Origin of the sequence: Corynebacterium sp. MSK006, from assembly GCF_030232385.1 — a bacterium.
GTDB classification, from domain to species: Bacteria; Actinomycetota; Actinomycetes; order Mycobacteriales; family Mycobacteriaceae; genus Corynebacterium; species Corynebacterium frankenforstense_A.
Genome location: NZ_JASPJZ010000014.1, coordinates 29,734 through 42,926, shown reverse-complemented (window position 1 = coordinate 42,926; position 13,193 = coordinate 29,734). Strand labels below are relative to the sequence as shown.

Genomic DNA, 13,193 nt, shown 5'->3' with positions numbered 1-13,193 from the left:
TTGGTTCCCATGGGAACGATCGTCTGGTTCATCGGCGCCCTCGTGCTCGCGGGCCTCGAACTCGCCGCCGGGGAGTTCACCTTCCTCATGCTCGCCGCGGGCGCCCTGGCCGCGACCGGGACGTCGCTGGCCGGCGTGCCCGAGTGGGCAAACGTGCTGGTGTTCGCCGTCGTCTCGATCGGTCTCATCGTCTTCCTTCGCCCCTGGCTGCGCCGGAAGATGCAGAAGCCCCTCGCCCTGGACACCTCGCCGCGCGCCCTCGTCGGGCAGTCGGCCGAGGTCCTCGAGCCCACCGACGCCCACACCGGACAGGTCCGCCTCGACGGCTCGATCTGGTCGGCGCGCTCGATGGACCCGTCCGTGACCTTCGGCGCGGGGGACTCCGTCACCGTCGTTCGCATCGACGGCACCACCGCCGTCGTCTGGAAGGAGCCCTGACCCATGGCAGGCCTGATCGTCCTGCTGGTGATCCTGGTCTTCGTCGCTCTCGTCGTCTTCAAGTCCATCGCCCTGATCCCCCAGGGCGAGGCTGCGGTCATCGAGCGGCTCGGCCGGTACACCCGCACCGTCTCGGGCGGCATCACGCTGCTCGTCCCCTTCATCGACCGGGTCCGCGCCCGGGTGGACACGCGTGAGCGCGTGGTGTCCTTCCCGCCGCAGGCCGTCATCACCGAGGACAACCTGACCGTGGCCATCGACATCGTGGTCACGTTCCAGATCAACGAGCCGGCCCGCGCCATCTACGGCGTGGACAACTACATCGTCGGCGTCGAGCAGATCTCCGTGGCCACGCTGCGCGACGTCGTCGGCGGCATGACCCTGGAGGAGACCCTGACCTCCCGCGAGGTCATCAACCGCCGCCTGCGCGGCGAGCTGGACGCGGCCACCACCAAGTGGGGCCTGCGCATCTCCCGCGTCGAGCTGAAGGCCATCGACCCGCCGCCCTCCATCCAGCAGTCGATGGAGAAGCAGATGAAGGCCGACCGCGAGAAGCGCGCGACGATCCTCACCGCCGAGGGTCAGCGCGAGGCCGACATCAAGACCGCCGAGGGCGAGAAGCAGGCCCGCATCCTCGCCGCGGAGGGCGAGAAGCACGCCGCGATCCTGGCCGCCGAGGCCGAGCGCCAGTCCGAGATCCTGCTCGCCGAGGGCCGCCGCGCCGCCCGCTACCTCGAGGCCCAGGGTGAGGCCCGCGCGATCCAGAAGGTCAACGCGGCCATCCGCGCCTCGAAGCCGACGCCCGAGGTGCTGGCCTACCAGTACCTGGAGAAGCTGCCGAAGATGGCCGAGGGCCAGGCCTCCACGATGTGGATGATCCCGGCCCAGTTCGGCGACACCCTCGAGCAGTTCGCCAAGGCCTTCAGCAACAAGGACGACGACGGCGTCTTCCGCTACGAGCCGGCCGACGTCGACGCGGAGACCCGCGAGATGGCCGAGGAGGGCGACACCCGGGAGTGGTTCTCCACCGAGTCCGACCCGGAGATCGCCGCCGCCGTGGCCGCCGCCAACGCCGTGGCCAACAAGCCCGTCGACCCGGAGATACCGCTCGCCGGCGAGGAGAAGGCCCCCAAGTCCACCCCGGCCCGCCGCCGCGACGAGAGCGCCGGTGACCGGGGCACCGCCACGCCGGCCGCCCACCCGGAACGCGGCATCGCCGCCCCGACGCAGCAGCCGGCCGAGGGAGTCCAGTTCAGCGACGACGTGTGGGGCACCGGCCCGGAGACGCCCCAGGGGCAGCCCGCACCGCGGTATGGCCGCCCCGACGAGCACCGTTAGCGCTGCCGCGCAGCGCTGAACCGCACCAGACAGCGACTGACCGGCGCCCCGTGGCGCCGGTCAGTTCTCTCTTCTCTATCAGTCGTTTTCCGGCGCAGCCTTCTGGGCCGCCGTGATCAGGTTGACCGCCAGCTGCCAGCCGGCGTTCTCCGCCTGCCAGCCCGCGGCCCGCAGCCGCTGCGAGATCGCCTGCTTGGTGATGCCCAGGCGCTCCGCGGCCTCGATCTGGTTCATACCCGTGCGCATCAGCGAGGTCGCCTCCCGGCCCTCCAGCGAGCGCTTGGCCAGCACCTGGCCGAGCAGCAGGAAGACCGCGGCGATGTCCTCGCCGACGGTGCCGGTGGCGTCCGGGAGCACCCGGGCGCGCACCAGCCCCGGGCGCGCCGCCCTGCCCAACGCCGCGGTGGCCGCCTCGGTCGCGTCGTGGGCGGCGTCGGTCACGCCGACGCCGAGTGCCCACTCACCGTCGGAAAGCAACGCCATGACCGTGTCGCAGAGGCTCTCGGGCGTCTCCACGCGCGCCCGGATGTCCTCGACGCCCAGCCGCTCGAACTCGCCGACGCCGGGCAGCGTGGCCAGCGCCTCGGCGCTGCGGCGCACCAGTTCGGCGCGGCGGGTGCTGCGGCCGCGGTAGCGGGCGTGCAGGGCGAGCACGGGGACACCTCCGGAAAATCAGACGGGGAAAGCGGGGAGAGGGCGGGGGACCGGCACCGGCCGGTCAGGCCTCCACCCTTGATCTGCCACCCGACTGTACCGGCATCCCGTGGTCGACGGCGAGACCGACGAGCCCGACCAGGGCGAGCGCCACCGTGAAGGCGATGACCACCGGGTCGGCGTGCCCGGTCAGGGTGTCGCCGAAGAAGACCAGCGCCACGGTGCCGGGCGCGGAGCCGACGCAGGTCGCCACCGCGTAGGGCAGCACGCGCACCGGCGAGAGCGCGCAGGCGCAGTTGAGCACGAAGAACGGCACGCCGGGGATCATGCGCAGCGAGCCGACGGCCAGCCAGCCGCGCTGCCGCAATCGGGCGTTGATGCCCGCCACCGCAGGGTGATCCAGGCGCGGGCGGATCCAGTCGCCGGTCAGCCCGCGCACCACGCCGAGCGAGACGACCGCGGAGACCGTCGTCGCGGTCACGGCCACCAGCGCCCCGGTCCAGGGTCCGAAGAGGATGCCCGAGGCCAGAGTCAGGAAGGTGCGCGGCACGGGCAGCTGCGTGACCGCCACGTAGAGCAGCCAGAAGGCGCCGACGAACCAGTCGCCGGCCGAGTCCGACCACGCCCGCAGGGTGGCCAGGCTGGGCAGGTCCACGGTCAGCGTCAGCACGATGAACGCGCCGAGCGTGGCGGCCACGAGCACCCTGCGGTGCACCGGCCAGCCCAGCACCGTGCGCCAGGCGTCGGCGAGGAGCCCGAGCACGAAGCCGAGGAAGCTGCGCACCCAGCGGCCGAGTCCGGCCATCACATCACCCCTCCGCGGCCGGGCCACGGCCCGGCTTCGGGGCCTTGATCACCGGCGGGCGCCACATGCCCATCTCGTGGACACCCTCGCCGTGCTTGGGCAGGCGCCCCATGGGCACGAAGCCGAGACGCTCGTAGAGGTTGGCGGCGTCCGGGGTGCTCGCCTCGAGGTAGACCGCCTCGTTGCCGGCGCGCTCGAGGCCGTGGTCGAGCAGCGCGGTGCCCACGCCGCGGCGCTGCGCGGCCGGGGAGACGGCCAGGGTGTAGAGGTACCAGTGCGCGAACCGCGGCTCGAAGGAGGACTCCTGGCGGTCGCGCAGCACGGCGGTGGCGGCGTGGCGGCCGAAGAGGGAAATCCAGTCCTTGAGCGCGGAGATCTTCTCCACCGGCCCCGGCCCGTCGTCGGGGGTGCTCCACAGGGCCACGCCGAGCGGGGTGGCGTCGTCGGTCTCGCCGTCGACGGCGACGTCGATGCGGCCGTGCGGGATGTAGTGGCGCCTGATCTGGGCGGAGAGCATCCGCTCGAGCGTCTCGCGGTGGCCCAGCCCGCGGGCCAGGGGAGTCACGCGGCGGAAGGACGGGTCGTCCTCGAAGGCGTCGACGAGGATCTTGATCGCTTCGTCGTGGTCGGTTGCTCGGTAGCTTCTCACGGATACAGTCACGACCGTCAAGTCTAGATCCCGCCGCACATACGCGTGATCCCGGGCCACCGTGTGACGGGGACCCGGGATCAGATCGTGCCCGGAGGGGGACTTGAACCCCCACGTCCGTTAATAGGACACTAGCACCTCAAGCTAGCGCGTCTGCCATTCCGCCACCCGGGCAGGGTGGTCGTCGCCGCATCGCGGCGTGCAACGAGGAACACCTTAACCCGAACCCGGTTCGCGGAACAAATTGCCAGCTCACACCGCTTTTCGACGTCCCGTCGCCCCCACGTGGGCGAAAACGCCCCGCGGCGGCGCATGTTTAGGTACAAACGGGTACATGAGCAACCACGACTACGCCACAGACCCCCGTTTCCCCGGCCCGGACCCGTACGCGCCCCTGAAGGACCTTCCGGGCTTCGAGCTGACCTCCGAGGACTTCGAGAACGGCGCCAAGCTGCCGGCCGCGCAGACGGCCGCCGAGAACGTCTCGCCGCAGCTGTCCTGGTCCGGCCTGCCCGAGGGCACCAGGTCGCTGGCCGTGACCTGCTACGACCCGGACGCCCCGACGGCGGCCGGCTTCTGGCACTGGGCCGCCTTCAACATCCCGGTGACCACGGAGAGCCTGCCCGCCGGCGCGGGTGCGAAAAACGACCTCGGCATCGACGGGGTGACCGCCCTGCGCAACGACGGCGGCTCGCGCGCCTTCGCCGGTGCCGCCCCGCCGGCCGGCCACGGCCCGCACCGCTACCTGTTCGCCGTGCACGCCGTGGACGTCGAGCACCTGGACGTCGACGCGGACGCCACCCCGACGGTGCTCGGCTTCAACCTGTACTTCCACGCCATCGGACGCGCCATCCTCTGGGGCTGGCACGAGAACGAGTGAGCGCGCGGGAACAGGGTGTCGCTGCCGCAGGAGGCGGCCGCGGCCCGGATCGTGGCGGCGTGCCGGCCGGCCTGCGCGTCGGCGGCGCCTTCCTCGGCGTGGCCCTGGTGGCCCTGCTGCTGCTCGTCCTTGACGTCTTCGGCAGGGGCGTGGGCGCCCCCTTCGAGTTCACCCCGCGCGTGCTCACGATCCTGCTGGCGGGCGCGCTGCTCGGTGCCTTCGCCACGACCCGCCGTGACGAGCCCGGCAGCCGCGGAAAGGTCATCGCCCTGATCGTCGCGGTGCTGCTCGTCGTGGCGAGCCGCTTCATGCCCCCGGAGCCCGCCTACGCCACCGCCCAGCACTGGGTGCTGGGTCTCGTGGTCGTGGCGGGCGTGTGCGCCTGGCTCATCCGGCGCAGCTTCGCCGCCTGAGGCAGCTTCAGGTGGGCCGTGTCTAGGCGGCCAGCCAGGCCTTCCGGCAGCCGACGGCCTCGGCGATGTTGTTCATGCCCTGGCGGCGCAGCTGCTCGGCCAGGCCGCGGTGGATGTCGCGGATCCAGTCCGGGCCGCCGTAGATCATGCCGGTGTAGCCCTGCAGCAGGCTCGCGCCCGCCGCGATGCGGGCCCAGGCCTCCTCGGCGGTGAAGATGCCGCCGGAGGCCACCAGCACCACGTCACTGTCGGCCAGCCGGGCGTGCAGGCGCTCGAGCACCTCGAGGGCGCGGGCGGCCAGCGGCGGCCCGGAGATGCCGCCGGCGCCCATGGCCGCGACCTCGTCTGAGTCGGTCTTCAGGTTCTCCCGCGAGATGGTCGTGTTGGTGGCCACCACGCCGGCCAGGCCGAGCTCCACGGCCAGGTCCGCCACGGCGTCGACGTCCTCGTCGGAGAGGTCCGGGGCGATCTTGACCATCACCGGGGTGTCCGTCTCCTCCTGCACGGCGGCGAGGATCGGGCGCAGCGCCTCGACGGCCTGCAGGTCGCGCAGGCCCGGAGTGTTGGGGGAGGAGACGTTGACCACCACGTAGTCGGCCAGGTGGCCGAGCAGGTGGGCGCTGGTGCGGTAGTCCTCGACGGCCTCCTCTGCCGGGGTGACCTTCGTCTTGCCGATGTTGATGGCGATGACGCCGGCCCCGCGGCGGGCCTTGAGGTTGGCCGCCGCCGCGGCCGCGCCCGGGTTGTTGAAGCCCATGCGGTTGAGCAGGGCCTTGTCCGCCGGCAGGCGGTAGAGGCGCGGGGCCGGGTTGCCCGGCTGCCCCTTGGCGGTCACGGTGCCCAGCTCGGCGTAGCCGAAGCCGCAGGCCTCCCAGACGTCGGCGACCTCGGCGGCCTTGTCGAAACCGGCGGCCAGGCCCAGCGGGCGCTCGAAGTGCACGCCGAAGAGGTCCTGGGAGAGGATCGGCTCGCGCACCGGGAAGATCTTCGAGACGGCCGTGCGCACCGGGCCGGCCTTCTGCATGACGCGCAGGGCGGACATGATGATGCCGTGGATGCGCTCCGGTGGGATCTGGAACATCACCTTCAGGGCGGCGGCGTAGGCGCGGTGACGGAGATCGAGGGTCACGGTGGATTCTCCCGGGTTCGGTAGGGAAGGAATGGAAAGGACGGAGGGGGCGCCCCGGCTGCCGGGGCGCCCGGGCTCAGGCGCCGGCGGCGTCGGCGACGACCTGCACACCGGAACCAGTGGCGGAGACGGCGACCAGCGTGCCGTCGTCAAGCACGACGATGCTCTGCGCGTCGGGCACCGCGCGCAGCTGCGTGGTCTGCTCGGGGCTGCCGGAGGAGAGGTCGAAGGCGCGCAGGCCGCGGTCGCCGGGCGAGGAGACCCAGGCGCGCTTCGCGTGCGGGTCCCAGGCGACGGCCCAGGGCTCGCCGTCGACCGGGACGGTCTGGTGCAGGCGGATGACGTCGTCGGTGGTGTAGACCGCCAGCTGGCCGCCGGTGGCGTCGGCGGCGAGCAGGAAGTCGTCCTCGCCGGGGGCGACGGTGCCCACGCCGAGGCCGACGCGCAGCCGGCCGCCCTGGCGCGGCGGGTCGTTGGTCCAGTCCACGTCCTGGATCGTCGTGTCCGGGTTGAAGGTGCGCACCACGGCGTCGCGCTCGCCGTCGCGGCCGGGCACGGAGACCAGCTCGGTGGCCGGGTCCTCGACCTCGATGCGCTCGGTCGAGCGGTCCGGGCGGGTCATGACGATCTCGGGCTCGTCCGCGTTGGCGGTGAACAGCTCCCCGGAGGCCACGAGCGCGGCGCGGGTGGCGTCGCCTTCCACGTCGCGGCGCTCGGGCTCGGCCGGATCCGCGGGGTCGAAGAGGAGGACCTCGGAGCCACAGGCGAGGACGAATGTGCCCGCGCCCTGGGTCAGGGTGCCGCAGGCGGGGTCGGTCTCGACGACCTCGGCCTTTCCGTCGCGCAGCTGGGCGACGGTGCCGAATGCGACCGCGTCCCTCCCGCGCAGACCGACGACCTCGCCGTCGGTGACCGCCTGGGAGATCTCGCCGAGGCCCGCCGGAGCCTCGAACGTCTCACCGTCGGGTGCGTCTCCGGCGGAGTCGGAGACCGCCGGGCGGGCGTTGCCCATGTTCTCTTCGGTGCCGTCCTGACCGTCCGTCCCGCCGCATGCGGTCAGCGTCAGCAGTGCGGCGGTGAGGAGGGGGAGGCCGATGGCGCGCTTTCTCACAGACAGCCAGCCTAGCAGTGCGACCGGGCGGTCCCGCCCCGCCGGTCGCCGCTGGTCAGGCCGAGACGTCGCTCACGCGGAGACGTCGTCGAGCGCGCGGGTGATCGCCGCGGGCAGTCGCACCCCGTCGGCGGCGAAGGCGACGCGGGCCTGGGCGGGGTCGGAGGGGCCCGTCACCGCGGCGGCCACCCCCGGCCGGTCGCGCACCCAGGCCAGCGCGGCCACGGCCGGGTCGACGCCCAGGCCCTCGGCGGCGGTGCGCAGCGCGTCGACGATGGTCCGGGCCCGTGCACCCAGCAGCGGGTGCGCCTCGGCGGGCAGCTCGCCGCGGGAGAGCCCCGCGAGCACCCCGTGGCCCAGCGGCGCGCGGGCCAGGAGCCCCACGCCGAGGTAGCCGGCCGCCGGGGCCAGGTCCTCCTCGGGCTGGCGCACCAGCAGTGAGTACTCGGCCTGCGCGGCGACGACGCCGCCCGGTCCCGCGACGCCGGCCGTGCAGGCGAGCTGCCAGCCGGTGTGGTCGCGCACCCCGGCGTAGCGGACCTTGCCGGAGGCGACGGCCGCGGCGAGGGTGTCGGTGACCTCGCTCATCGGGGTCTGGCGGTCGAAGTAGCCCACCGACCACAGGTCCAGGTGGTCGGTGCCCAGGCGGGTCAGGGTGCGGTCCAGCTGGGCGAGCAGGCTGCGCCGCGAACAGTCCACGCGGCGGCCCACCGGGGCGGTCGGGTCGACACCAGCGGCCGAGGAGAGGACGAGCTCCTCGCGCGGCAGGTCGGCCAGGACGCGGGCGAGCACCTCCTCGGCGCGGCCGACGCCGTAGGCCGGCGAGGTGTCGACGAGGCTGCCGCCGGCGTCGAGGAAGACCCGGGCGATGGCCCGGGCGTCATCGGAGTGGGTGGCCGTGCCCCAGGCCTCGGTGCCCAGTCCGAGGGCCCCGACGCGCAGCCCGGAGCGGCCCACGGTGCGAGATTCCACCCGCCCCACCCTAGTGGGTAGGGTGTTGCCCGTGAATGACGTGACGACGCTCGCCTCCGGCGCCCCGGAGGCCATGAGCTGGGCCCAGGTGATCGTGCTCTCCATCGTGCAGGGACTCACGGAGTTCCTGCCGGTGAGCTCATCCGGCCACCTGCGCATCGTCTCCGAGCTGTTCTGGGGCCAGGACGCCGGCGCCTCCTTCACCGCCGTGGTGCAGCTGGGCACCGAGGCCGCCGTGCTGGTCTTCTTCGCCCGCGACATCTGGCGCATCCTCACCGGCTGGTTCCGCGGCCTGCGCGACCGTGGGGCCCGCGGCCTGGACTACCGCATGGGCTGGATGGTCGTCGCCGGCACCATCCCGGTCGGCCTCATCGGCTTCCTGGGCAAGGACATCATCCGCGAGAACCTGCGCAACCTGTGGATCACCGCCACCGTGCTCGTGCTCTTCTCCTTCGTGTTCATCCTCGCCGAGCGCCAGGGCAGGAAGACCCGCGGCTTCGACGAGCTGACCATGAAGGACGCGGTCGTGATGGGTCTGTGGCAGTGCCTTTCGCTGATCCCGGGCGTCTCGCGCTCCGGCGGCACCATCTCCGGCGGCCTCTTCCTGGGCCTCGACCGCGAGGTGGCCACCCGGTTCTCCTTCCTGCTGGCCGTCCCCGCTGTCCTCGCCTCCGGACTGTTCTCGCTGCCGGACGCCTTCGATCCGCAGGCCGGCCAGGCCGCCACCGGCACGCAGCTGGCCGTCGGCACCGTCATCTGCTTCGCGCTCGGCTACGTCTGCATCGCGTGGCTGCTGAAGTTCGTCTCCAACCACTCCTTCGCCTGGTTCGCCGCCTACCGCATCCCCGCCGGCCTGATCGTCATGCTGCTGCTGGCCACCGGCGTCCTCCAGCCGGTCTAGAAACCGGTCCAGGCCGTTTCGGGCGGGCCCCGGCCCGGGTGGGCCCGCCTGTCCGCCGCCGCGTCGCGGCGGACGGTTAGAGTGTGGACCATGCAATCCTGGCCCCGCCCCGAACTCACCCGCGCCGCCGGCACCGCCGTGCCGCTGAAGCTCTTCGACACCGCCGACCAGGCGGTCAAGCCCGTCGAGATCCCGGCGTCCGGCCCGGTCGGCCTCTACGTCTGCGGCATCACCCCCTACGACTCGACCCACCTCGGCCACGCGGCGACCTACCTCGCCTTCGACCTGGCCCACCGGGTGCTGCTCGACAACGGCCACGAGGTCCGCTACGTCCAGAACGTCACCGACGTTGACGACCCGCTCTTCGAGCGCGCCTTGCGCGACGGCGTGGACTGGCGCGAGCTCGGCGACGGGCAGATCGACAAGTTCCGCGGCGACATGACCGCCCTCGAGGTCTTCCCGCCGCAGGACTTCATCGGCGCGATGGAGGCCGTCGACGAGATCGTCGTGCTCGTGCAGAAGCTGCTGGACAAGGGGGCGGCCTACGTCGTCGACGACCCGGAGCACCCGGACGTCTACGCACGCGTCGACGCCACCGAGAACTTCGGCTACGAGTCCAACTACACCCACGAGGAGATGACCGCCGCCTTCGCCGAGCGCGGCGGCGACCCGGACCGCCCGGGCAAGCGCGACCCGCTCGACGCCCTGATCTGGCGCGCCCACCGCGAGGGCGAGCCCGCCTGGGACTCGCCCTTCGGCCCGGGCCGACCCGGCTGGCACGTCGAGTGCTCGGCGATCGCCACCGACCGGCTCGGCTCCAGCTTCGCCATCCAGGGCGGCGGCAGCGACCTGGCCTTCCCGCACCACGAGTACTCCGCCGCCCACGCGGAGGCGGGTCTCGACGTCGCGCGCATGGCCGGCCACTACGTGCACTGCGGCATGATCGCCCTCGACGGCACCAAGATGTCGAAGTCCCTGGGCAACCTCGTCTTCGTCGCCGACCTCGTCGCCGCCGGCCACGAGCCCTCGGCCATCCGCCTCGGCGTCTTCGCCGGCCACTACCGCCAGGACCGCGACTGGTCCGACGCCGTGCTGGCCGAGGCCGAGGAGCGCCTGGCCGCCTGGCGCGCCGCCGCGGACGCCGCCCAGGACCCGGAGGCCGCCGAGGCAGTCGTCGCGGAGCTGCGCGAGCGCCTCTCCGACGACCTGGACACCCCGGGCGCGCTCGCGGCGCTGGACGGGTGGGCACGCGACGTCGTCAAGCACGACGGTGCCCCGCGCGGCGCGGCGGGGGAGACGGTCGCCGAGGCCGTGCACGCCCTGCTCGGCGTGCACGTCTGGGCGTAATCGGTGACAATGGCGCCATGAGCATCCGCGCTGACTTCCAGCCCCGCATCGACGAGTACATCAGTGACCTGGAGACCTTCGCCACCGGCGCCTACCTGCGCGAGGGTGAGACGGACAGCTGGGAGGCGCCCTACGACGCCTCCGCGCTCGGCGAGCTGCGCGGGATCCTCGAGGACTTCCTCGACCGCCTGGACCGGGTGCCCGACGACCCCGAGGCCGACCTGCTCGAACCCGTGGTCGCCCGCACCCTCGAGGAGCTGACCCAGTTCAACTCCAAGCACGCCGACGCCGTGCTCGAGCCCGAGGAGTTCGACGAGCTCAACGAGCTGATCACCGACGCCGCCGCCACCACCGGCGCGACCGACGAGACGCTCGCGGCGCTGCCCGTCCTCGAGTGAGTCCCGCCTGGTAGGCTGCCCCTTCCGGACACATCCTGCGGAAAGGTGGCACTTAGACTCATGGCGGCTTCTTCGGGGCGTACGCCCGCGGCGGTCTTCTTCGACATGGACGGCACCATGGTGGACTCGGAGCCGCTGTGGGGGATAGCCACCTTCGAGCTCAGCGAGAAGCTGGGCCGCCGGCTCACCCCCGAGCTGCGGCAGGCGACCATCGGCGGGTCCTTCCCGAACACGCTGCGCATCTGCGCCGAGCACGCCGGGGTCACCGTCGACGAGGCGACCGCCGACCGGCTGCGCGAGGAGATGTTCGCCCGCGTGGCCGACCTCTTCCGCGAGCGACTCGAGCCGAAGCCCGGCGTGCGCGACCTGCTCGGTGATCTGGGGTCTGCGGGGGTGCCCGCCGTGGTCACCACGAACACCGTGCGTCCGCTCGCCGACATCGCCATCGACGCGGTGGGCCGGGACTTCTTCGCCGACGCCGTCACCGGCGACCAGGTCGCCCGCTACAAGCCGGCCCCCGACATGTTCCTCGAGGCCGCCCGGCGCACGGGTGTCAGCCCCGCGGACTGCGTCGTCTTCGAGGATTCGCTCGCCGGGATGTCCGGCGCGCTCGAGGCCGGCTGCGTGGTCATCGGGCTGCCGGAGGTCCCGGGGCAGGCCCCGCAGCCGGGGGCGGCGGACCTCGGCGAGCTCAACGGCGAGCGCAGTTTTGTGGGGGTCGACGCCCACCGGGTGGGGGTGTGGTTCGACCGACTGTCGGGGGTGTAGCGCGGCGCGTGCCATAATGAAGCCGTGAAGAACTTCGACTCTCTGTTTGCTGAACTCGCTGACCGTGCCAAGAACCGCCCGGAGGGCTCGGGGACCGTGGAGGCCCTCGACAAGGGGATGCATTTCCTGGGCAAGAAGGTCAACGAGGAAGCCGGCGAGGTCTGGCTGGCCGCCGAGTACCAGTCCGACGAGGAGCTGGCGGAAGAGATCTCCCAGCTCGTCTACTGGTCGCAGGTGATCATGGTGGCCCGCGGGCTCAAGCCCGAGGACATCTACCGCTACCTCTGAGCCGCACGCCGACCCCGCCCCACGCACCAACCCCCAGGAGTCACTGAAACCGTCATGCTCAAGATCGCCATCCCCAACAAGGGCTCGCTCTCCGAGGTTGCCAGCAGCATCCTCAAGGAGGCCGGCTACTCCGGCCGCGGCGACACCAAGGCCCTCAACGTCGTCGACAAGGACAACGGGGTGGAGTTTTTCTTCCTGCGCCCCAAGGACATCGCCATCTACGTCGCCGCCGGTCACCTCGACCTGGGCATCACCGGCCGAGACCTGGCCCGCGACTCGCGCGCCGACGTCCGTGAGGTCATGTCGCTCGGCTTCGGCAACTCCACCTTCCGCTACGCCGCCCCGGCGGGGGAGGACTGGACCCCCGAGAAACTCGACGGCAAGCGCATCGCGACCTCGTACCCGAACCTCGTGCGCGCCGACCTGGCCGAGCGCGGGCTCACCGCCGAGGTCATCCGGCTCGACGGCGCGGTGGAGATCGCCATCCGCCTCGGCGTGGCCGACGCCATCGCCGACGTCGTCTCGACCGGGCGCACGCTGCGCAAGCAGGGCCTCGAGCCCTTCGGCGAGGTGCTCTGCGACTCCGAGGCCGTCGTGGTCGCCCGCGCCGACGCCGAGCTGACCGAGGAACACCAGGTCATCCTGCGTCGCTTCCAGGGCATCCTCAACGCGCACAACTACGTCATGCTCGACTACAACATCGCCCGCGAGAACCTCGAGGCCTCCTCGGAGATCACCCCGGGGCTGACCGGCCCGACGATATCGCCGCTGACCCGCGAGAACTGGGTGGCCGTGCGCGCGATGATCCCGCGCCAGGAGGCCAACAACGTCATGGACCGCCTGCAGGCCGTCGGCGCCGAGGCGATCCTCGCCAGCGACCTACGGATCGCCCGGATCTGAGTGCAACCCGCGTCACCGGGGCGCGTGCAGTTAATTCTTTTCACAACTGCATGCGCACCTTTCTCCTGCCTCATTCGGGGGTAATCGTTCGTTGAACTGGACTTCTTAGGCTCGCCATACGTCTCATTGGATTCCGACCTATACGCAACACCTATCAGCACTTAAAACTGCAGGATAACAGGTAATTTTCAGTTCTGTATGG

16 protein-coding genes and 1 tRNA gene are annotated in these 13,193 nt (G+C 72.0%); 10 read left to right on the top strand and 7 right to left on the bottom strand.

What is annotated here, in order from left to right; genetic code table 11:
* The first annotated feature begins 9 nt into the window (after nt 1–9).
* A complete protein-coding gene (locus tag QQA02_RS08665) occupies nt 10–438 on the top strand; it encodes an NfeD family protein (RefSeq protein ID WP_284864134.1) in 429 nt (142 codons plus the stop codon).
* 3 nt (nt 439–441) lie between these two features.
* On the top strand, nt 442–1,776 hold the full coding sequence (locus QQA02_RS08660) for an SPFH domain-containing protein (protein ID WP_284864133.1): 1,335 nt from the start codon (nt 442–444) through the stop codon (nt 1,774–1,776).
* 78 nt (nt 1,777–1,854) lie between these two features.
* On the opposite strand, the gene QQA02_RS08655 is transcribed toward QQA02_RS08660, so the two are convergent.
* The 4 genes from QQA02_RS08655 to QQA02_RS08640 form a co-directional block, all read right to left on the bottom strand.
* Nucleotides 1,855–2,430 carry a MarR family transcriptional regulator gene (locus QQA02_RS08655; RefSeq protein WP_284864132.1) on the bottom strand — a complete coding sequence of 192 codons (576 nt, stop codon included), beginning with the start codon at nt 2,428–2,430 and terminating at the stop codon, nt 1,855–1,857.
* 64 nt (nt 2,431–2,494) lie between these two features.
* Nucleotides 2,495–3,235 (bottom strand): TVP38/TMEM64 family protein, encoded by a 741-nt coding sequence (locus QQA02_RS08650; protein WP_284864131.1) that lies wholly within the window; start codon nt 3,233–3,235, stop codon nt 2,495–2,497.
* A gap of 4 nt (nt 3,236–3,239) precedes the next feature.
* Nucleotides 3,240–3,896: a GNAT family N-acetyltransferase gene (locus tag QQA02_RS08645; protein WP_284864130.1), complete on the bottom strand. Its 657-nt coding sequence runs from the start codon at nt 3,894–3,896 to the stop codon at nt 3,240–3,242.
* A 76-nt stretch (nt 3,897–3,972) separates the two neighbouring features.
* Nucleotides 3,973–4,058, bottom strand: a tRNA-Leu gene (locus QQA02_RS08640).
* Between the two features lie 160 nt (nt 4,059–4,218).
* Between QQA02_RS08640 and QQA02_RS08635 the strand changes: the two genes are divergently transcribed.
* Complete coding sequence (locus tag QQA02_RS08635; RefSeq protein WP_284864129.1) at nt 4,219–4,764, top strand: YbhB/YbcL family Raf kinase inhibitor-like protein; 546 nt, start codon at nt 4,219–4,221, stop codon at nt 4,762–4,764.
* 59 nt (nt 4,765–4,823) lie between these two features.
* On the top strand, nt 4,824–5,177 hold the full coding sequence (locus QQA02_RS08630; RefSeq protein WP_284774663.1) for a hypothetical protein: 354 nt from the start codon (nt 4,824–4,826) through the stop codon (nt 5,175–5,177).
* A 22-nt stretch (nt 5,178–5,199) separates the two neighbouring features.
* Here QQA02_RS08630 and QQA02_RS08625 read toward each other — a convergent pair whose 3' ends face one another.
* The 3 genes from QQA02_RS08625 to QQA02_RS08615 all read right to left on the bottom strand — a co-directional run bounded on the left by QQA02_RS08625 (nt 5,200) and on the right by QQA02_RS08615 (nt 8,389).
* Nucleotides 5,200–6,306, bottom strand: a complete 1,107-nt coding sequence (locus QQA02_RS08625) for a quinone-dependent dihydroorotate dehydrogenase (RefSeq protein WP_284774661.1) — start codon at nt 6,304–6,306, stop codon at nt 5,200–5,202.
* A 76-nt stretch (nt 6,307–6,382) separates the two neighbouring features.
* Nucleotides 6,383–7,417, bottom strand: a complete 1,035-nt coding sequence (locus QQA02_RS08620; protein WP_284864128.1) for a YncE family protein — start codon at nt 7,415–7,417, stop codon at nt 6,383–6,385.
* Between the two features lie 72 nt (nt 7,418–7,489).
* A complete protein-coding gene (locus QQA02_RS08615; protein ID WP_284774658.1) occupies nt 7,490–8,389 on the bottom strand; it encodes an aldo/keto reductase in 900 nt (299 codons plus the stop codon).
* 73 nt (nt 8,390–8,462) lie between these two features.
* Here QQA02_RS08615 and QQA02_RS08610 point away from each other — a divergent pair, with 73 nt between their 5' ends.
* From QQA02_RS08610 to hisG, 6 genes are all read left to right on the top strand, one after another.
* Entirely contained in the window at nt 8,463–9,290 is an 828-nt protein-coding gene (locus QQA02_RS08610; RefSeq protein WP_284774736.1) for an undecaprenyl-diphosphate phosphatase, read from the top strand.
* 90 nt (nt 9,291–9,380) lie between these two features.
* The gene (gene mshC, locus QQA02_RS08605; protein ID WP_284864127.1) at nt 9,381–10,637 is read left to right on the top strand and encodes a cysteine--1-D-myo-inosityl 2-amino-2-deoxy-alpha-D-glucopyranoside ligase; all 1,257 of its coding nucleotides are present in this window, start codon (nt 9,381–9,383) and stop codon (nt 10,635–10,637) included.
* 17 nt (nt 10,638–10,654) lie between these two features.
* Nucleotides 10,655–11,035 carry a hypothetical protein gene (locus QQA02_RS08600; protein ID WP_284774655.1) on the top strand — a complete coding sequence of 127 codons (381 nt, stop codon included), beginning with the start codon at nt 10,655–10,657 and terminating at the stop codon, nt 11,033–11,035.
* A 60-nt stretch (nt 11,036–11,095) separates the two neighbouring features.
* Complete coding sequence (locus QQA02_RS08595; RefSeq protein ID WP_284864126.1) at nt 11,096–11,803, top strand: HAD family hydrolase; 708 nt, start codon at nt 11,096–11,098, stop codon at nt 11,801–11,803.
* A 24-nt stretch (nt 11,804–11,827) separates the two neighbouring features.
* A complete protein-coding gene (locus QQA02_RS08590; protein WP_284774653.1) occupies nt 11,828–12,091 on the top strand; it encodes a phosphoribosyl-ATP diphosphatase in 264 nt (87 codons plus the stop codon).
* A 54-nt stretch (nt 12,092–12,145) separates the two neighbouring features.
* Nucleotides 12,146–12,991 carry an ATP phosphoribosyltransferase gene (gene hisG / locus QQA02_RS08585; RefSeq protein ID WP_284774651.1) on the top strand — a complete coding sequence of 282 codons (846 nt, stop codon included), beginning with the start codon at nt 12,146–12,148 and terminating at the stop codon, nt 12,989–12,991.
* The last annotated feature ends 202 nt before the right edge of the window (nt 12,992–13,193 follow it).